The organism is Curtobacterium sp. AC268 (assembly GCF_979258745.1).
Window position 1 is genome coordinate 917982 of record NZ_OZ409878.1, and the last position, 20687, is coordinate 938668.

Here is a 20687-nt window from a genome sequence, read left to right on the forward strand (position 1 = left end):
TCCCTGGTTCTTCTACGTTAAGTCCGGCGGCGTCCTACTCTCCCACAAGGTCCCCCTTGCAGTACCATCGGCGCTGAGAGGCTTAGCTTCCGGGTTCGGAATGTGACCGGGCGTTTCCCTCTCGCTATGACCACCGGAACACTCTCGACCAGATCATACTTGGTCTCAAAGCTGTCCCGACTGCTGCCCCCGGTGAAGAGGGCAGAGCGGTGTATTCAGTTTCGATTCCCGATCGTCTGTCGGGAACCACAAAGTGGACGCGAGCCCGTGCAACAAGTGCACGGAAATCAGTGTGTTATCAAGTCTTCGGCTTATTAGTACCGGTCAGCTCCACGGGTCGTTAGTCCCCGCTTCCACATCCGGCCTATCAACCCAGTAGTCTGCTGGGAGCCTCTCACACTCAAGGTGCATGGAAATCTCATCTCGAAGACGGCTTCCCGCTTAGATGCTTTCAGCGGTTATCCGGTCCGAACGTAGCTAATCAGCGGTGCCCTTGGCAGAACAACTGACACACCAGAGGTTCGTCCATCCCGGTCCTCTCGTACTAGGGATAGATCTTCTCAAATTTCCAACGCGCGCAGCGGATAGGGACCGAACTGTCTCACGACGTTCTAAACCCAGCTCGCGTACCGCTTTAATGGGCGAACAGCCCAACCCTTGGGACCTACTCCAGCCCCAGGATGCGACGAGCCGACATCGAGGTGCCAAACCATGCCGTCGATATGGACTCTTGGGCAAGATCAGCCTGTTATCCCCGAGGTACCTTTTATCCGTTGAGCGACAGCGCTTCCACAAGCCACTGCCGGATCACTAGTCCCGACTTTCGTCCCTGCTCGACCTGTCAGTCTCACAGTCAAGCTCCCTTGTGCACTTACACTCGCCACCTGATTGCCAACCAGGTTGAGGGAACCTTTGGGCGCCTCCGTTACTCTTTGGGAGGCAACCGCCCCAGTTAAACTACCCATCAGGCACTGTCCATGAACCCGATCAGGGTCCTACGTTAGACATCCAAAGTGACCAGAGTGGTATTTCAACAATGACTCCACGAACACTAGCGTGCCCGCTTCACAGTCTCCCACCTATCCTACACAAGCCACTCCGAACACCAATACCAAACTGTAGTAAAGGTCACGGGGTCTTTCCGTCCTGCTGCGCGTAACGAGCATCTTTACTCGTAGTGCAATTTCGCCGAGTTCGCGGTTGAGACAGCTGGGAAGTCGTTACGCCATTCGTGCAGGTCGGAACTTACCCGACAAGGAATTTCGCTACCTTAGGATGGTTATAGTTACCACCGCCGTTTACTGGGGCTTAAATTCAGAGCTTCGCCCAAAGGCTAACCCTTCCTCTTAACCTTCCAGCACCGGGCAGGCGTCAGTCCGTATACATCGTCTTGCGACTTCGCACGGACCTGTGTTTTTAGTAAACAGTCGCTTCCCACTGGTCTCTGCGGCCTTCAACGCTCACGGAGTAAATCCGGTCACGTGTCCGGCCCCCCTTCTCCCGAAGTTACGGGGGCATTTTGCCGAGTTCCTTAACCACGATTCTCTCGATCTCCTTGGTATTCTCTACCTGACCACCTGAGTCGGTTTCGGGTACGGGCGGCTGCAACCTCGCGTCGATGCTTTTCTCGGCAGCATAGGATCACTGATTTCCCCTTACGGGTACGCGTCGGATCTCAGGCACACAGACGACGGATTTGCCTATCGTCAGCCCTACATCCTTACACCAGGTTCACCTTACGGATACCATCGCCTGGCTCAGCTACCTTCCTGCGTCACACCTGTTCATACGCTAACCGCACCAGCATGGGGTCGAGCGTTAGACCGGCCACCATCACCCCGAAGGGATCCGGTTGTACCGGGTTAGGACTCTTAGCACCACTGGATTAGCTTGGGCGGTTGTTCGCCGGTACGGGAATATCAACCCGTTGTCCATCGACTACGCCTGTCGGCCTCGCCTTAGGTCCCGACTTACCCAGGGCGGATTAACCTGGCCCTGGAACCCTTGGTCTTTCGGAGGACGGGTTTCTCACCCGTCTTTCGCTACTCATGCCTGCATTCTCACTCGTGTAGCGTCCACGGCTGGATCACTCCGCCGCTTCACTCGCCACACGACGCTCTCCTACCACTCCGCACGACTGAACCACGAAGGCTTGTCTATAGTGCGAAATCTACAACTTCGGTGGTGTGCTTGAGCCCCGTTACATTGTCGGCGCGGAATCACTTGACCAGTGAGCTATTACGCACTCTTTCAAGGGTGGCTGCTTCTAAGCCAACCTCCTGGTTGTCTGTGCAACTCCACATCCTTTCCCACTTAGCACACGCTTAGGGACCTTAGTTGGTAGTCTGGGTTGTTTCCCTCTCGACGATGAAGCTTATCCCCCACCGTCTCACTGCTGCGCTCTCACTCACCGGCATTCGGAGTTTGGCTGACGTCAGTAACCTGTTGAGGCCCATCGGCCATCCAGTAGCTCTACCTCCGGCGAGAAACACGCAACGCTGCACCTAAATGCATTTCGGAGAGAACCAGCTATCACGAAGTTTGATTGGCCTTTCACCCCTATCCACAGCTCATCCCCTCCATTTTCAACTGAAGTGGGTTCGGTCCTCCACGACGTCTTACCGTCGCTTCAACCTGGCCATGGATAGATCACTTCGCTTCGGGTCTAGAACATGCGACTCAAACGCCCTATTCAGACTCGCTTTCGCTACGGCTGCCCCTCACGGGTTAACCTCGCCACATATCACTAACTCGCAGGCTCATTCTTCAAAAGGCACGCCGTCACCCCTACTAAGGAGGCTCCGACGGTTTGTAAGCAAACGGTTTCAGGTACTATTTCACTCCCCTCCCGGGGTACTTTTCACCTTTCCCTCACGGTACTTGTCCGCTATCGGTCATCTGGGAGTATTTAGGCTTATCAGGTGGTCCTGACAGATTCACACGGGATTTCTCGGGCCCCGTGCTACTTGGGATACACATCCGGCCATAACACCATTTCGTCTACGGGGCTGGCACCCACTACGGCCCGGCTTTCAAACCGGTTCGACTATGATGCGCTGTAACCGTCCCAGTCCGGCAGAACTGAGTGACGTGTCCCACAACCCCGACCATGCAACGCCCGCCGGCTATCACACATGATCGGTTTAGCCTCATCCGCTTTCGCTCGCCACTACTCACGGAATCACATGTTGTTTTCTCTTCCTGTGGGTACTGAGATGTTTCACTTCCCCACGTTCCCTCTACCCGCCCTATATATTCAGGCGGGAGTCACCAGGTCGCAAAACGCCTGGCGGGGTTTCCCCATTCGGAAATCCTCGGATCGAGGCTCGATTATCAGCTCCCCGAGGCTTATCGCAGATTTCTACGTCCTTCATCGGCTCCAGATGCCAAGGCATCCACCGTTTGCTCTTAGAAACTTGACCACAAAGATTAAAATTGCGATCCAACGTCACCACACCAACCCGAAGGCTGATCATGGATGACGCGAATCAAAGATGCTCGCGTCCACTGTGTAGTTCTCAACATACGATCGGCACCAGCACTCCCCCACCACAACGGTAGGTTCACCCTGGCCCGACGAAGGACCCGTAGGCCCAACCCCCACCACCACTCACGTGACGACAGGAAGCCTGGTCCCTCAGGACCCAACAACGTGCACCAGCCAGTCACTCCACCCCCGACCCGTCCCAACCCTGCAAGCAGAGCGTACTGAGGTCGGAAGCATCACTCCCAACTGCACTGTCAATGTTCCACCCATGAGCTACCCGTCGGACACGTTCGGTCCGAATCAGGCGCCTGGACACCGCAAGCGATGCCAGATGCTCCTTAGAAAGGAGGTGATCCAGCCGCACCTTCCGGTACGGCTACCTTGTTACGACTTAGTCCTAATCACCGATCCCACCTTCGACGGCTCCTTCCACAAGGGTTAGGCCACCGGCTTCGGGTGTTACCGACTTTCATGACTTGACGGGCGGTGTGTACAAGGCCCGGGAACGTATTCACCGCAGCGTTGCTGATCTGCGATTACTAGCGACTCCGACTTCATGAGGTCGAGTTGCAGACCTCAATCCGAACTGAGACCGGCTTTTTGGGATTCGCTCCACCTTACGGTATCGCAGCCCTTTGTACCGGCCATTGTAGCATGCGTGAAGCCCAAGACATAAGGGGCATGATGATTTGACGTCATCCCCACCTTCCTCCGAGTTGACCCCGGCAGTCTCCTATGAGTCCCCGGCATAACCCGCTGGCAACATAGAACGAGGGTTGCGCTCGTTGCGGGACTTAACCCAACATCTCACGACACGAGCTGACGACAACCATGCACCACCTGTACACCGACCACAAGGGGGCGACCATCTCTGGCCGTTTCCGGTGTATGTCAAGCCTTGGTAAGGTTCTTCGCGTTGCATCGAATTAATCCGCATGCTCCGCCGCTTGTGCGGGCCCCCGTCAATTCCTTTGAGTTTTAGCCTTGCGGCCGTACTCCCCAGGCGGGGCGCTTAATGCGTTAGCTACGACACAGAAACCGTGGAAAGGTCCCTACATCTAGCGCCCAACGTTTACGGCATGGACTACCAGGGTATCTAATCCTGTTCGCTCCCCATGCTTTCGCTCCTCAGCGTCAGTTACGGCCCAGAGATCTGCCTTCGCCATCGGTGTTCCTCCTGATATCTGCGCATTCCACCGCTACACCAGGAATTCCAATCTCCCCTACCGCACTCTAGTCTGCCCGTACCCACTGCAAGCCCGAGGTTGAGCCTCGGGATTTCACAGCAGACGCGACAAACCGCCTACGAGCTCTTTACGCCCAATAATTCCGGACAACGCTTGCACCCTACGTATTACCGCGGCTGCTGGCACGTAGTTAGCCGGTGCTTTTTCTGCAGGTACCGTCACTTTCGCTTCTTCCCTACTAAAAGAGGTTTACAACCCGAAGGCCGTCATCCCTCACGCGGCGTTGCTGCATCAGGCTTTCGCCCATTGTGCAATATTCCCCACTGCTGCCTCCCGTAGGAGTCTGGGCCGTGTCTCAGTCCCAGTGTGGCCGGTCACCCTCTCAGGCCGGCTACCCGTCGTCGCCTTGGTGAGCCATTACCTCACCAACAAGCTGATAGGCCGCGAGTCCATCCCCAACCAAAAAATCTTTCCACCACCAGACCATGCGGCCAGTGATCATATCCAGTATTAGACGTCGTTTCCAACGCTTATCCCAGAGTCAGGGGCAGGTTACTCACGTGTTACTCACCCGTTCGCCACTAATCCACCCAGCAAGCTGGGCATCATCGTTCGACTTGCATGTGTTAAGCACGCCGCCAGCGTTCGTCCTGAGCCAGGATCAAACTCTCCGTAAAAAAATACAGACCCAACACCCGAAGGCATCAGACCGAGTTGATTCTGACTGTTGACTGTCTACTGACAATCTTCAATCCAAAAGGAATTGCTTCATGACCCGGTCAGCAAGCCGACCAGGCACGAGGTCAATCAATAAATTGGCATTGACAATGTGCACGCTGTTGAGTTCTCAAGGACCAGACGCACTCCCCGCTCGACCCATCACAGGTTCCGCCAGAGAGGCATTCGTCTTGTACAACATCCTGTGCGCACAACCAAAGGTCGTGGTTCCGAGGAGTTGGTTGCCTGAGCGGGACCCCGTCCGGACTGCATCTCCAGGTGTTCAACCCGTTGATCGTCTCGGCCGTTCCGTTCTCCGCCTCAGCGGCAACGAGTGATTACTTTACGCAGAGGTGAACGGCAGCGCCAAGCCGGGCCACATCCCGGGCGTGTCGCCATCTGCGCCGCGCCTGGGCACTGCCCCGAGAACGACGAACGGCCCGCTCCCCACCTGGGGGAACGGGCCGTTCGGCAGCGCTGTCAGTGCCGGGCGATGACGGGGTTCTTGAGCGAACCGATGCCCGAGATGGTGATCTCGACGATCTCGCCGTCGCGGATCTGTCCGACACCGGCCGGGGTCCCGGTCAGGATGACGTCGCCGGGCAGGAGCGTCCAGATCGAGGACACGAAGCTCGACGAGCGACGGGATGTCGTGCACCATCTCGTTCGTCGAGGCCGCCTGCCGGAGGTCACCGTCGACGCGCGTCTCGATGCGGATGTCCGACGGGTCGATCTCGGTCTCGATCACGGGGCCGAGCGGGCAGAACGTGTCGAACCCCTTCGCCCGGGTCCACTGGCCGTCGCGCGCCTGCAAGTCACGGGCGGTCACGTCGTTGGCGATCGTGTAGCCGAGGATGACGCTCGCGAAGTCCTCGCGCCGGACGTTCTTCGCGAGTGAGCCGATCACGATGGCGAGTTCGCCCTCGTGGTCGACGCGTCCGATGTCGGCGGGGAGGCGGATGGGTTCGTCCGGACCGATCACCGAGGTGTTCGGCTTGAGGAACACCACCGGGTCGTCGCCGGCGCGCTCGTCCATCTCCGAGGCGTGCTCCGAGTAGTTGAGCCCGACGCCGATGACCTTCGAGCGCGGGATGACGGGGGCGAGGAGCTTGGCGTCGGCGAGGGCCACGCGCTCCCCCGTGGTCTCGAACCCCTGGTACATCGGGTCTCCCGCGAGCACCACCAGAGCCCGCTCGTCGAGGATGCCGTACCGGGGGTCTTCACCCTTGCTGCTGAACCGTGCGATCTTCACCGTTCGACCCTACCCACGCCCGCGGGTCGATCAGGACGCGTCGGTCAGCTTGGTCATCCACCCGTGCGGGTCGGGACGACGGCCGTACTGGATGTCGGTGAGCTCGTCGCGCAGGGACATCGTGAGCTCCCCCGCCCCGACGGTCGGCGAACCGATCGTGAAGCCGTCGCCCCGGAGTTCGGCGATCGGGGTCACCACGGCGGCGGTGCCGCACGCGAAGGCCTCGGTGATCGAACCGTCGGCGACGCCGTCACGCCACTCGTCGAGGGTCACCCGGCGCTTCTCGACGGTCAGGCCGCGGTCCTCGGCCAGCTGCAGGATCGAGTCACGCGTGATCCCCTCGAGGATCGAGTCGGAGTCGGGCGTGACGAGGGTGCCGTCGGACTTGACCAGGACGACGTTCATCCCGCCGAGCTCTTCGAGGTACTTGCCCTCCACCGAGTCGAGGAACATCACCTGCTGGCAGCCGTGCTCGTAGGCCTCTTGCTGGGGCAGCAGCGACGAGGCGTAGTTGCCGCCGGTCTTCGCCGCACCGGTCCCGCCCTTGCCGGCACGGGCGTACTGCGTCGACAGCCAGATCGACACCGGCTTCGGGCCCGAGGTGAAGTACGCACCGGCCGGGCTCGCGATGCAGTGGTACGCGACGGCCTGTGCCGCCCGGACCCCGAGGAACGACTCCGTCGCGATCATGAACGGCCGCAGGTACAGGCTGGTCTCGGGCGCCGAGGGCACCCAGTCGACGTCGGTCTGCACCAACTGCCGGATCGACTCGACGAACGCCTCGACCGGGAGCTCCGGCAGAGCGAGCCGTCGGGCGGACCGCTGGAACCGCCGGGCGTTGGCGTCCGGTCGGAACGACCACACCGAGCCGTCCGCGTGCCGGTAGGCCTTGAGCCCCTCGAAGATCTCCTGGGCGTAGTGCAGGACACTCGCGCTGGGGTCGAGGGACAGCGGCCCGTACGGGTGGATCGACGCGCTGTGCCAGCCGTCGTCGAGCGTCCACTCGACCGTCGCCATGTGGTCGGTGAAGTGCTTGCCGAAGCCCGGGTCGGCGAGGATCTGCTCACGCTCGGCGGCCGCGCGGCGGTCGGCGGACGGGGTGCTGGCGAACTCGAGTCCGAAGGCGGTGTCGGTGCTCATGGGGAGGACTCCTTCTCAGGCGGTGGTGGTGCGTGCCGTGGCCGCGGCGGCGATCGCGTCGCCGATCTCGGCCGTGCGACGCGGCGTGGTGCCCCGGTCGGCGAGGTCGGACTCCACCGCAGCCGTCACCGCGGCCGCCAGGTCACCGCGACCGATGTGGTCGAGCAACAGGGCGACGGAACGGATCGCGGCGGTGGGGTCGGCCAGCTGCTGACCTGCGATGTCCGGCGCGGAACCGTGGACCGGCTCGAACATGCTGGGGAAGGTGCCGTCCGGGTTGATGTTGCCCGAGGCCGCCAGACCGATGCCGCCGCTGATCGCGCCGGCCAGGTCGGTGATGATGTCGCCGAACAGGTTGTCGGTGACGATGACGTCGAACCGTGCGGGGTCGCGCACCATGTGGATGGTGACCGCGTCCACGTGCTGGTAGTCGACCGTGACGTCCGGGTACTCGGCGCCGACTGCCGCGACGGTGCGCTGCCAGAGGGCTCCGGCGTGCACCAGGACGTTGCTCTTGTGCACGAGGGTCAGGTGCCGGCGCGGGCGTCGGTCCGCCAGCGCGAAGGCGTACCGCACGACCCGCTCGACACCGAAGGCGGTGTTCAACGAGACCTCGGTCGCGATCTCGTGCGGGGTACCGGTCCGGATGGCACCGCCGTTGCCGACGTAGGGCCCCTCGGTGCCTTCGCGCACGACCACGAAGTCGACCTCGCCGGGGTCGGCGAGCGGCGTCGGGACGGCCGGGTGCACCGTCGTCGGCCGGAGGTTCACGTAGTGGTCGAACGCGAAGCGGAGCTTGAGGAGCAGCCCGCGCTCGATGATGCCCCCGGCGAGCCGCGGGTCACGAGGGTCACCGCCGACCGCTCCGAGCAGGATCGCGTCGTGCTGCGCGATCGCTGCCATGTCGTCGTCGGTCAGGATGTCGCCGGTCTCCAGGTACCGTGCGGCGCCGAGGGAGAACGGGGTCTCCTGCACCACGAGGTCGTCCGGCAGGACCGCGTGCAGGACCTTCAGGGCCTCGTCGACGACCTCGGGGCCGATGCCGTCACCACGGATGACCGCGAGTCGGATCGTCTGCGCGCTGCTCATGTCCGCCACTCCCCTAGAGCGTGATGTCGATCTCGCGGAGCGAGGACGCGTCGATCGCCGAGCGGACGTGCTCGAGGATCTCGGCCGGCACGGGCGAGTCGACCGTCAGGACGCTCAGCGCCTGGCCACCGGCGGCTTCGCGCGAGATCTGCATCGCGGCGATGTTGATGCCGGCCTGGCCGAACTCCTTGCCGTAGACCGCGACGATGCCCGGACGGTCGGTGTACTCCATCACGACGTGGTGCCGGTCGAGCGGCACCTCGACGTCGTGCCCGTTGATCTCGACGAGCTTCTCGACCTGCTTCGGGCCGGTGAGCGTGCCGGACACGCTGATCGCCGGGCCGTCGGACTGGGCGCCGCGGATCGTCAGCACGTTGCGGTACTCGGGGCTGTCGGTCTCGGTGATGAGGCGGACGGTGACCCCGCGCTGCTCGGCGATGAGCGGGGCGTTGACGTACGAGACCTGGTCGCTCACGACGTCGGTGAAGACACCCTTGAGCGCCGCGAGCTTCAGCACGCTGACGTCGTACTCGGCGAGCTCGCCGTGCACCTCGACGTCGATGCTCGTCACCGGCGAGGTCGCCAGGGCGGTGAAGACCTGGCCGAGCTTCTCGACGAGCGGGATGCCGGGGCGCACGTACGGGTCGATGACCCCTCCGGCGACGTTGACCGCGTCGGGTACGAGCTCGCCGCCGAGGGCGAGACGGACCGACTTGGCGACCGAGACGCCTGCCTTCTCCTGCGCTTCGTCGGTGGAGGCACCGAGGTGCGGCGTCACGACGACGTTCGGGAGCGCCAGGAGCGGCGAGTCCTTCGGGGGCTCGGCGACGAAGACGTCGAGGCCGGCGCCGGCGATGGTGTTCGCCGTGAGTGCACGGTGCAGGGCGTCCTCGTCGATCAGGCCGCCGCGGGCCACGTTCACGACGAACGCGGTCGGCTTCATCAGGGCGAACTGGGCGTCCGAGATCATGCCGAGGGTCTCCGGCGTCCTCGGCATGTGGATCGTGGTGAAGTCGGCCCGGCGCAGCAGGTCGTCGAGGGAGACGAGCTCGACCCCGAGCTGCTGCGCACGTGCCGTGGTGACGTACGGGTCGTACGCGATGACCGTCACGCCGAAGGCCTGCAGCCGCTGGGTGATGAGCGCGCCGATGCGGCCAAGGCCGATGATGCCGACGGTCTTCTCGTAGAGCTCGACACCGGTGTACGACGAGCGCTTCCACGCACCGGCGGCCAGCGAGGCGTGGGCGGCCGGGATGTGCCGCGCGAGCGACAGGATGTGCCCGACCGTGAGCTCCGCCGCCGAGATGATGTTCGAGGTCGGGGCGTTCACCACCATCACGCCGGCGGTCGTCGCCGCCTTGATGTCGACGTTGTCGAGGCCGACGCCGGCACGGGCGACGACCTTGAGGCTCGGTGCCGCGGCGATCGCCTCGGCGTCGATCTTGGTGGCGGACCGCACGAGGACGGCGTGCGCGTCGGACAGCGCCGCCAGGAGCGCCGGACGGTCGGTGCCGTCCACGTTCCGGATCTCGAAGTCGGGCCCGAGGGCGTCGACCGTTGCGGGCGAGAGTTCTTCGGCGATCAGGACGACCGGCTTCGACACAGCAGCTGTTTCCTCACTCGAGACGGTTGGTATCCCACCATGCTATCGACGCGAGCCGGTGGTGACGACCGCGGGAGCGGTCCTGTGGAGAACCACACGACGGCCGGGAGGCGCGGGGCGGGGCCGCACCGTGCCTCCTGGCCGTGGGCGGGGCGCGTCAGAAGTCCAGCAGCGTCGGGACGAACAGCTGGAGGTCGAGCCAGAGGGCGCCGGCACCGGCGAACGCGACCACGAACACCGCGATCGTGACGGGCAGGCTCGCGCGCCGGGTGACGACGATCGCCGCGACGAACGCGACCGGCGCGATGAGGATGTCGAGCACGAGCCACAGCCAAGGGGTGCTGGTCTGCAGCGAGTCGCCACCCGAGGTCGTCTGGAGGAACGCGTTGAAGGCGTCCACCCGCTGGTTGATCTGCGTCAGGTTGCCGACGGCCTGCACCGTCATGTACGCGAACAGCGCCGCGAACACGACCCAGACCACGATCTTCGCGACCACGGGGGCACTGTTCCGGCGGGTCGCCGCCGGCACCGCCCCGGTCACCCGAAGCTCCGCGTCAGGAGGAACGGCCAGGGGAAGAGCACGACGGCGCCGAGGAGCATCCAGAGCAGGCGGGTCCGCGTGCGGCTGCTGCGCGCTGCCCAGAGCACCACCGTGAACCAGAGTGCCGGCGCGAGGATCGCGAGGAAGCGGAGCACCTCGACGAAGAGCGTGAGGACGGTGTCGACGCCGGAGACGTACGCGGTCGACGCGGTGAGGAGCCAGGCCACCGTGTAGAGCAGGTAGAGGCCACCGAAGACGCCGAACCCGACGAGCGCGCCGGAGGTCTCGGGTGCTTCGGGGTCACGGGCTCCGCGGTCACGCACCGCCACCGGGTTGTGCGCCGCGTCGACGTGGGTGGCGTCGTCCGCGTCACCCCAGCTGAGGGCGGCGTCGTCGGTGTCGACGGCGTTCGGCACGTCCGGGTCGATCGACCCGTCTGGTGGGGATGCTGCCGTGGTCATGCCCCGATTCTACGAGGGACACGACCCCGGGGAGACCAGCGACGGCCGGGAGGTCGACGTCAGACGTCGGCCGGCTGCGTCGCGAGGACCTCGGCGACGACGTCGCGGACCGCAGGGAAGAGCGGGTGGCTCTCCATCAGGCCTGTGAGGATCTCGGTGAGCGCGTGCGCGGTCGCCCCGGAGCGCAGGAGTGCGTGCAGCTCGATCGACTCCGGGTCGTTCTCGTCGTCGAACGCGAGCGCCGCGCGGACCGCGCCGAGCAGGTGTTCGACGGGCAGGCCTCGCTCGGCGAGCTGCGACGCCGGGCCGACGAAGCGTTCACGACGGCCGAGCTTGCGGAGCGGGTTGCGGCCGACGCGTGCCGTGGAGTCCGGCAGGTGCGGGTTCGCGATGCGGGAGAGGTTCGCGGCGACGTAGCGCGCGTGGTCCTCGGGGTCGAAGCCGTGCTTCGCGATCAGCAGTGCGGTGGTCTCGGCGAGCACCCCGTCGACCTCGGCGCGGACGGCGTCGTCCTCGAGGGCTTCGCGGATGAGCCGGATGCCCCGCACGTAGCCGTGGTAGGCGGCGGTGGCGTGCGCCGTGTTGACCGTGTAGAGCTTCCGCTCGACGAACGGCTGCAGGTCGTCGACCCAGGTGACGCCCTCGATCGTCGGCGGTTCGGCGTCGGAGCCGAGGAACGGGGTGCGCTCGATGACCCACTCGTAGAACGGTTCGAGCACGACGTCGAGGCCGCCGGACTGCCCGAGCACACCGGACTGGTCCGGGACGATGCGGTCGATCGCGCAGTTCGCGAAGACGGCGGCGATGTCGCGGTCTTCGAGGATGGGGGCGCGGCGGATGCTGGCGTGCAGGGAGTCGGTCGCGTTGAACGCGTTCTCGCAGGCCACGATCGTGACGTCACCGCGCTCGAGCGGGCGTGCCGCGAGCCCTTCGGCGATGAGCGGCGCGACGAGCGGGAGCGTGCGTGCGCCCACGGCGGTGGTCACCACGTCGGCCTCGGCGATGGCCTGCACCACACGCTCGCGGTCGGTCTTGCTGCTGAGCGCACGGAACCCGTAGACGAGGTGCTCGACCGGCATCTCGCCGACCTCGTGCACCACGAACCGGCCGGCTTCGTTGAGGGCCGAAACCACGCGTTCGTCGACGTCGACGAAGGTGAGCTCGTAGCCGCTCGCCACGAGGAACTGGCCCACGAACCCACGCCCGATCTTGCCGGCGCCGATGTGGACCGCTCGCTTCGTCACCGCCATCGAACGATCATCCCATGCTGGTCGGGGCGGTCCTGACCGCGAGTGCGCAGCAGGGCCGACGGGTGTCGGGAATCGTCCGCGCGCACGGCGGAGGGACGCCGGTCCGCGGCGTCGGGGCTGGAGAAGAGCTGCTGCATAACGTTCGGGTCACATCGCGAGGCGGCGGTGCAGGTGCACCGCCGCCTCGACGTCGAGTGGTTCTCGGAAGACTACCGTGCGGCCGAGCCGTCCACGTAGTCGCCGTCGTTCTGCTTCCACGCGAAGAGCGCGCGGAGCTCACGGCCGGTGGCCTCGATCGGGTGGCCCTCGCCCTTGGCACGGAGCGCCTTGAACTCCGGAGCGCCGGCGTCCTGGTCCTCGATGAAGCGCTTCGCGAAGGCACCGTTCTGGATGTCCGCGAGCACCGCCTTCATGTTCTCCTTGACGTCCGGCGAGATCACGCGCGGGCCGGAGACGTAGTCACCGAACTCGGCGGTGTCGGAGATCGACCAGCGCTGCTTGGTGAGGCCGCCCTCCCAGATGAGGTCGACGATGAGCTTGAGCTCGTGCAGGACCTCGAAGTAGGCGATCTGCGGCTGGTAGCCCGCCTCGACCAGGGTCTCGAAGCCGTACTGGATGAGCTGCGAGGTACCACCGCAGAGGACGGCCTGCTCGCCGAACAGGTCGGTCTCGGTCTCCTCGGTGAAGGTCGTCTTGATGCCGCCGGAGCGGAGGCCACCGATGGCCTTGGAGTACGACCACGCGAGGTCCCAGGCGGAACCGGACGCGTCGACCTCGACGGCGACGATCACGGGGACGCCACGGCCGGCCTCGTACTCGCGGCGGACGGTGTGCCCCGGGCCCTTCGGCGCGACGAGCGACACGTCGACGCCCTCGGGCGCCTCGATGTAGCCGAAGCGGATGTTGAAGCCGTGGCCGAAGACGAGCGTCGCGCCCGGCTTGAGGTTCGGGCGGATGTCCTCGGCGTAGACGATGCGCTGGACCTGGTCCGGCGCGAGGATGACGACGACGTCGGCCCAGGCGGTGGCGTCGCCCGGGGTGTGGACCTCGAAGCCCGCCTCTTCGGCCTTCTGCCGGCTCTTCGAGCCCTCCTGCAGGCCGATCTTCACCTCGACACCCGAGTCACGGAGGTTGAGGGCGTGGGCGTGGCCCTGCGAGCCGTAGCCGATGACGGCGACCTTCTTGCCCTGGATGAGCGTCAGGTCGGCGTCGGCGTCGTACACGATGTCAGTCACGAGGGTGTGTCTCCTTGGTTCTGTGGTCTGTGCCGGGCACCATCGGCGCCAGGGAAGGGTGTGACGGGCGCTCAGCGCACCCGGTCGGTGATGCTCTTCGGTCCGCGGCCCATGCCGAGGAGGCCCGCGCGGGCGAGCTCCTTGACGCCGTAGGGCTCGAGCACACGGAGGATCGCCTGGATCTTGCCGGGGTCGCCGGTCACCTCGACGATCAGGGAGTCGGTCGCCACGTCGACGACCTGGGCACGGAACAGGTTCACTGCTTCGAGCACCGCCGAGCGCGTCTGGTTGTCGACGCGCACCTTCACGAGCATGTGCTCGCGCTGGACCGACTGCGAGAAGTCCAGTTCGACGATCTTGATGACGTTCACCAGCTTGTTGAGCTGCTTCGTCACCTGTTCCAGGGGGAGGTCCTCGACGTCGACGACGACCGTGATCCGGCTGAGGCCGTCCACCTCGGTGTTGCCGACGGCGAGCGACTCGATGTTGAACCCGCGCCGGGCGAAGAGTCCGGCGACACGGGTCAGCAGACCGGGTTTGTCCTCCACGAGGAGGGAGAGGACGTGGCTCATGCGGTTTCTCCCGTCATGTCGGCGTCCTCGTCGTCCCAGGTGGGCGCGAGTGCCTGGGCGTACTCGATGGACGAGTTGCTGACGCCCTGCGGGACCATCGGCCAGACCATCGAGTCACGGCTCACGACGAAGTCGATCACCACCGGGCGGTCGTTGGTCGCCAGGGCGAGCTCGATCGCGGCGTCGACCTCGTCGGCCTTCTCGACGCGGATGCCGAGGGCACCGTAGGCGTCGGCCAGCTTCACGAAGTCCGGGACGCGGCGCGAGGCGTGCCCCGTCTCGAGGTCGGTGAAGGAGTGCCGGCCGTCGTAGAACAGCGTCTGCCACTGCCGGACCATGCCGAGCGACGAGTTGTTGATGATCGCGACCTTGATCGGGATGTCGTTGATGACGCAGGTCGCGAGCTCCTGGTTGGTCATCTGGAAGCAGCCATCGCCGTCGATCGCCCAGACCACGCGGTCCGGCTGTGCGACCTTCGCACCCATCGCCGCGGGGACCGAGTAGCCCATGGTGCCGGCGCCACCGGAGTTGAGCCAGGCGTTTGGCCGCTCGTACTTGATGAACTGCGCGGACCACATCTGGTGCTGGCCGACACCGGAGGCGTAGACGGCCTCGGGACCGGAGAGCTCACCGATGCGCTTGATGATGCCCTGCGGCGCGAGGAGTCCGTCGGTCGGCTCGGCGTACCCGAGCGGGAAGTCGGTCTTGAGCTGGTGGAGCTTCGCCCACCACTCGTCGGTCGACGCGCGGTCCTCGACGGCGATGCCGCCCCAGGCGTCGAGCAGGTCGACCAGGACCTCGCGGGCGTCACCGACGATCGGGACGTCGGCGAAGCGGATCTTCGAGATCTCGGCCGGGTCGATGTCGACGTGCACGACCTTGGCGTCCGGCGCGAACTCGTCGGCCTTGCCGGTCACGCGGTCGTCGAAGCGGGCACCGAGGGCGACGATGAGGTCGCTGTCCTGCAGGCCGAGCACCGCGGGCACCGTGCCGTGCATGCCGGGCATGCCGAGGTGCTGCGGGTGCGAGTCCGGGAACGCGCCGCGCGCCATCAGGGTCGTGACGACCGGCGCACCGGTCGCCTCGGCGAAGCGGAGCAGCTCGGCGGTCGCGCGGGAACGGATGACCCCGCCGCCGACGTAGAGCACCGGTCGCTTCGACTCGGACAGCAGCTGCGCGGCCGCGGTGATCTGCTTGCCGTGCGCCTTGGTCACCGGGCGGTAACCGGGCAGGTCGATCTTGGGCGGCCACACGTACGGCGCCGACTTCTGCTGGGCGTCCTTCGTGATGTCCACCAGCACGGGACCGGGCCGACCGGTCGTCGCGATGAGGTGCGCCGCGGCGAGGGTCGCCGGCACGTCGGCCGGGTCGGTCACCAGGAACGAGTGCTTCGTGATGGGCATCGTGATGCCGACGATGTCGGCTTCCTGGAACGCGTCGGTGCCCATCAGCGTCGAGAACACCTGACCGGTGATCGCGATGAACGGCACCGAGTCCATGTAGGCGTCGGCGATGGCCGTGACGAGGTTCGTCGCGCCGGGGCCGGACGTCGCGATGGCGACGCCGACCTTGCCGGACGACGAGGCGTAGCCCTCGGCGGCGTGGCCGGCGCCCTGCTCGTGACGGACGAGGATGTGGCGGATCGTGGTCGACGCCATCAGTTCGTCGTAGAACGGGATGATCGCGCCGCCCGGCAAGCCGAAGACGTCGGTGATCCCGAGGTGCTCGAGCGTCCGGAGGACGGCTCCCGAGCCGGTCAGGATCTCCGGCGACCGGCGTGCACCGGCGGCCGCGGACAACGGAGTTGCTTCCGTGGGCATGAGTGGTCCTTGCCTGAGTGGTGGCGGTGGTGCGGGTGTCGGACGCTAGCCCGTGACCGCGCCCTGGGCGGCGGACTTGACGAGCTTGGCGTACTTCGCGAGGACTCCGCGGGTGTAGCGCGGGGGCAGCGGGGCCCAGCCGTCACGGCGGGCCTCCAGCTCGGCCGGGTCGACCAGTAGGTCGAGCGAGCGAGCCGCGATGTCGACACGGATGCGGTCGCCATCACGAACGAAAGCGACTGGACCTGCGTCCACTGCTTCCGGTGCGATGTGGCCGATGCACAGGCCGGTTGTGCCGCCTGAGAATCGACCGTCGGTCAAGAGTAGTACATCCTTGCCGAGGCCCGCGCCCTTGATGGCCGCGGTGATGGCGAGCATCTCGCGCATGCCCGGGCCGCCCTTGGGGCCCTCGTAGCGGATGACGACGACGTCGCCCTTCTGGATGCGTCCCTCGGTCAGGGCGTCCATCGCCGCACGTTCGCGGTCGAACACGCGGGCGGGGCCCTCGAAGACGGAGGCGTCGAAGCCCGCGGTCTTCACCACGGCACCCTCGGGGGCGAAGGAGCCCTGCAGGACGGTCAGTCCACCGGTCTCGTGGATCGGGTTGTCGAGCGTGCGGAAGACCTCGCCGTCGAGTGCCGGCGGGTCGATCTCGGCCAGGTTCTCGGCGACGGTCTTGCCCGTCACGGTCATGCACTCGCCGTGCAGCAAGCCCGCGTCGAGCAGCGCCTTCATGATCACCGGGATGCCGCCGTTGCGGTCGACGTCGACCATGACGTACTTGCCGAAGGGCTTCATGTCGGCCAGGTGCGGGACCTTGGAACCGATGCGGTTGAAGTCGTCCAGAGACAGCTCGACCTCGGCCTCGTAGGCGATCGCGAGCAGGTGCAGGATGACGTTGGTGGAGCCGCCGAGGGCCATCGCGACGGCGATCGCGTTCTCGAAGGCTTCCTTGGTGAGGATCTGGCGGGCGGTGATGCCGTGCTCGAGCATGTTCACCACGGCCTCGCCGGAGCGGTGCGCGTAGTAGTCGCGGCGACGGTCGGCGCTCGGCGGGGCGGCGGACCCCGGCAGTGACATGCCGAGGGCCTCGGCCACACTCGCCATCGTGTTGGCGGTGTACATGCCACCGCAGGCACCTTCACCCGGGACGATGGCGCACTCGATCTTCTTGAGCTCTTCCTCGCTCATGGTGCCGGCCTTGCAGGCGCCGACGCCCTCGAAGGAGTCGATGATCGTGACTTCCTTCATCGTGCCGTCGGCCTGCTTCACGTAGCCCGGCATGACCGAACCCGCGTAGAGGAACACGCTCGCCAGGTCGAGGCGCGCCGCGGCCATCAGCATGCCGGGCAGCGACTTGTCACAGCCGGCGAGCAGGACGGTGCCGTCAAGGCGTTCGGCGTTGACGACGGTCTCGACGCTGTCCGCGATGACCTCACGCGAGACGAGGGAGAAGTGCATGCCCTCGTGGCCCATCGAGATGCCGTCCGAGACGGAGATGGTGCCGAACTGGAGCGGGTAGCCGCCACCGGAGTGCACGCCCTCCTTCGCACCCTGTGCGAGGCGGTCGAGCGAGAGGTTGCACGGCGTGATCTCGTTCCACGAGGACGCGATGCCGATCTGCGGCTTGCTCCAGTCCTCGTCTCCCATACCGACGGCCCGCAGCATGCCACGCGAGGTGGTTGCTTCGATCCCGTCGGTGACGACCCGGCTGCGCGGCTTGACGTCGATATCAGGCATGGGATGAGTCTAGGACGCTTTGGGATACCAGCCGTGCACCCCCGTGCATTCTCATGCTCCGGGACCGTGATCAGCGGGTGGCGCGGAGCCTCGCCAGCTGCTTCAGGACCCCGGTCAGAGCCGCGGGGTCGGCGATGCGGTACCCGGCCCGGGTCTGGCCCGGCCCGACCTTCACCCCGACGTCGCCGTCGCCGAGCACGCGGAAGGCGTCCTCGTCGGTGACGTCGTCGCCGGCGAAGAACACCGCGTCGGCGCCGTGCAACTCGCGGAGCCGGGCGATCGCGTCGCCCTTCGTGACGTGGCGCACCGCGAACTCGACGATGTCCTTGCCACCGCGCTCGAGCACCTCGGGGTCGGCCTCGTGCGCCGCACGGCTCGCCGCCGCGTTCGCCTCGGCAGCGACCTCGGCGGACACTCGGCGCGTGTGCACCCCGTGCCCCGCGGGCTTGTGCTCGATGACGACGCCCGGGAACCGTTCGCCGACCGCGTCGAGCGCAGCGCCGATCCGTGCCACACGACCGACCTCGTCATCCGACAGCGCGGCCTCGTCGTGGCCGTCCACGCGCCACTCGACGCCGTGCGAGCCGACGAGCGCCATGTCCTCGGGTGCATGGGTCACCGCGGCCAGGCTGCCGAGCGGACGCCCGGACACGAGCACCACCTCGGTGTCCTTCGCGCGGTGCAGGGTCAGGACCGCGGCCCACGAGCCGGGCAGCGCCCCGACCTGCGAGGGGTCGTCGGCGAAGGGGGCCAGCGTGCCGTCGAAGTCGAGGGCGACGATCAGTCGCGGCGCAGCCGCGAGCGTCTCGAGGGCCGCGTCGATGGCGGTCTGGTCGGTGGTGGTCTCAGTCATCACGTGCCTCCCGGGTGTCCTCGGCAGCCCTGGCGGACTGGGCGTCCTGGTCGAAGATCGACATGTTGTCGGTCTGCGCCTCACGGTGCTGCTCGCGCGGGTCGGCGGCGGACGGGTCGATCTGGGCGTTCCGCGGCGCGTGCCGGTCGAGCGCCTCGAGGAACGAGCGCGACCAGCGCGCCACGTCGTTGTCGCGGACGCGCTTGCGGAGCGCGCGCATGCGCGTCGACCGCTCGCGACGCGGCATCTGGATGGCACGCTCGATCGAGTCCTTGAGCGCCCCGATGTCGTGCGGGTTCACGATCACGGCCTGCTTGAGCTCGTCGGCGGCACCCGCGAACTCGGACAGGATGAGCACCCCGTCGTTGTCGAAGCGGGCGGCGACGTACTCCTTCGCGACGAGGTTCATGCCGTCGCGCAGTGCGGTGACGAGCATGATGTCGGCGGCCAGGTACAGCGCCACCATCTCCTCGCGCGGGTAGCCGTGGTGCAGGTACGAGATCGGCTGGTGGCCGATGACGCCGAGGTCGCCGTTGATGCGGCCGACGCTCAGCTCGATCTCGTCGCGGAGTGCCGCGTACGAGTCGACACGCTCGCGACTCGGGCTCGCGACCTGGATGAGGGTGGCGTCCTCGACCGCGATGCGGCCGTCCTCCACCAGCTCGCCGAAGGCCTTGATGCGGTGGCGGATGCCCTTGGTGTAGTCGAGCCGGTCGACACCGAGCAGCACCGTCTTCGGGTTGCCCAGGCTCTCGCGGATCTCGCGTGCACGCTCCTGCACCTCGGGCTTCCGGGCGATCGCCTCGAAGCTCTCGGCGTCGATGGAGATCGGGAAGTGCCGGGCCTCGACGTGGCGGACCGTGATGCCCTTGCGGCTGCGCGGGGCTGCCGGGTCGTCCACCGGGACGTCGATCGTGGTGCCCTTGGTCGTGTAGCCCTTGATGTGCCGCACCGCACGCAGGAAGTCGCTGGCGTCGTCGTGGCGCTGGAAGCCGATGACGTCGGCGCCGAGCAGCCCGTCGAGGATCTGCGCACGCCACGGCAGCTGCGCGTAGATGCCGACCGGCGGGAACGGGATGTGGTTGAAGAAGCCGATGGTCAGGTCGGGACGCTTCGCACGGAGCAGGGCCGGCACGAGCTGCAGCTGGTAGTCCTGCACCCAGACGATGCCGTCCTGCTCGACGATCTCGGCGATCTGCGTGGCGAAGCGCTCGTTCACCCGCTTGTACGCGTTCCACCAGTCGCGGTGGTAGCTCGGGTGCTCGATGACGTCGTGGTACAGCGGCCAGAGCGTGTCGTTGCTGAAGCCCTCGTAGTACTCCTCGACGTCGTCGTCGGAGAGCGGGACGGGGACGATGTGGATGCCCTCGTTGTCGAACGGCGCGACCTCGACCTCGGCCTGCCCCACCCAGCCGACCCAGGCGCCGTCGTTCGCGCGCATCACGGGTTCGAGGGCGGTGACGAGGCCGCCCGGCGAGTGCCGCCAGCCCTCGTTGCCGTCCTGGTCGACGACGCGGTCCACCGGGAGTCGGTTGGAGGCGACGACGAACGAGTAGCGGGTCTGTTCGGTGCGGTCTGCAGGCATGGGGTGGTGTGATCTCCGTTCCGCCCGGCCGGGGCCGGGTGCGTCGGTGCGTCGTGCGTCGGGTGCGACGGGTGCGACGGCCGGCGTGGTGCGCCGGGCGCGATGCCGAAGTTACCAGCGTGGGGACAGCGTATTCACGGCGGATCGGCGGTTCC

The 20687-nt window shown here is 65.9% G+C and carries 12 protein-coding genes, 3 rRNA genes and 1 pseudogene; all 16 read right to left on the minus strand.

Annotated elements, in window-relative coordinates; all coding sequences use genetic code 11:
* Positions 1 to 21 precede the first annotated feature (21 nt).
* Positions 22 to 138, minus strand: a 5S ribosomal RNA gene (gene rrf / locus ACZZ9K_RS04295).
* Between the two features lie 156 nt (positions 139 to 294).
* Positions 295 to 3422: ribosomal RNA gene (locus tag ACZZ9K_RS04300) — 23S ribosomal RNA — on the minus strand.
* A gap of 407 nt (positions 3423 to 3829) precedes the next feature.
* Positions 3830 to 5351 (minus strand): 16S ribosomal RNA (locus ACZZ9K_RS04305).
* The 16S, 23S and 5S rRNA genes sit together here, the layout of an rRNA operon.
* A gap of 520 nt (positions 5352 to 5871) precedes the next feature.
* Positions 5872 to 6643: pseudogene (locus ACZZ9K_RS04310) on the minus strand (fumarylacetoacetate hydrolase family protein).
* A gap of 30 nt (positions 6644 to 6673) precedes the next feature.
* Entirely contained in the window at positions 6674 to 7783 is a 1110-nt protein-coding gene (locus ACZZ9K_RS04315) for a branched-chain amino acid aminotransferase (RefSeq protein WP_027466537.1), read from the minus strand.
* Positions 7784 to 7798: 15 nt separating this feature from the next.
* Entirely contained in the window at positions 7799 to 8872 is a 1074-nt protein-coding gene (locus ACZZ9K_RS04320; protein ID WP_214525475.1) for a 3-isopropylmalate dehydrogenase, read from the minus strand.
* A gap of 13 nt (positions 8873 to 8885) precedes the next feature.
* Positions 8886 to 10475: a phosphoglycerate dehydrogenase gene (gene serA, locus ACZZ9K_RS04325; protein ID WP_027466535.1), complete on the minus strand. Its 1590-nt coding sequence runs from the start codon at positions 10473 to 10475 to the stop codon at positions 8886 to 8888.
* Between the two features lie 157 nt (positions 10476 to 10632).
* Positions 10633 to 10971, minus strand: a complete 339-nt coding sequence (locus ACZZ9K_RS04330) for a hypothetical protein (protein WP_463443405.1) — start codon at positions 10969 to 10971, stop codon at positions 10633 to 10635.
* Positions 10972 to 11012: 41 nt separating this feature from the next.
* Entirely contained in the window at positions 11013 to 11477 is a 465-nt protein-coding gene (locus ACZZ9K_RS04335; RefSeq protein WP_027466533.1) for a hypothetical protein, read from the minus strand.
* 59 nt (positions 11478 to 11536) lie between these two features.
* Complete coding sequence (locus ACZZ9K_RS04340) at positions 11537 to 12727, minus strand: mannitol-1-phosphate 5-dehydrogenase (protein WP_111056057.1); 1191 nt, start codon at positions 12725 to 12727, stop codon at positions 11537 to 11539.
* A gap of 209 nt (positions 12728 to 12936) precedes the next feature.
* Entirely contained in the window at positions 12937 to 13962 is a 1026-nt protein-coding gene (ilvC, locus tag ACZZ9K_RS04345) for a ketol-acid reductoisomerase (protein WP_027466530.1), read from the minus strand.
* Between the two features lie 71 nt (positions 13963 to 14033).
* A complete protein-coding gene (ilvN, locus tag ACZZ9K_RS04350) occupies positions 14034 to 14534 on the minus strand; it encodes an acetolactate synthase small subunit (RefSeq protein ID WP_017888842.1) in 501 nt (166 codons plus the stop codon).
* A complete protein-coding gene (locus ACZZ9K_RS04355; protein ID WP_027466529.1) occupies positions 14531 to 16354 on the minus strand; it encodes an acetolactate synthase large subunit in 1824 nt (607 codons plus the stop codon). Before ACZZ9K_RS04355 ends, ilvN begins: the two co-directional genes overlap by 4 nt.
* 45 nt (positions 16355 to 16399) lie before the next feature.
* The gene (gene ilvD, locus ACZZ9K_RS04360; RefSeq protein ID WP_463443406.1) at positions 16400 to 18094 is read right to left on the minus strand and encodes a dihydroxy-acid dehydratase; all 1695 of its coding nucleotides are present in this window, start codon (positions 18092 to 18094) and stop codon (positions 16400 to 16402) included.
* A gap of 70 nt (positions 18095 to 18164) precedes the next feature.
* Complete coding sequence (gene otsB, locus ACZZ9K_RS04365; RefSeq protein WP_027466527.1) at positions 18165 to 18947, minus strand: trehalose-phosphatase; 783 nt, start codon at positions 18945 to 18947, stop codon at positions 18165 to 18167.
* On the minus strand, positions 18940 to 20532 hold the full coding sequence (gene otsA / locus ACZZ9K_RS04370; protein WP_071246399.1) for an alpha,alpha-trehalose-phosphate synthase (UDP-forming): 1593 nt from the start codon (positions 20530 to 20532) through the stop codon (positions 18940 to 18942). The genes otsB and otsA overlap by 8 nt, the downstream gene beginning before the upstream one ends.
* Between the last annotated feature and the right edge of the window lie 155 nt (positions 20533 to 20687).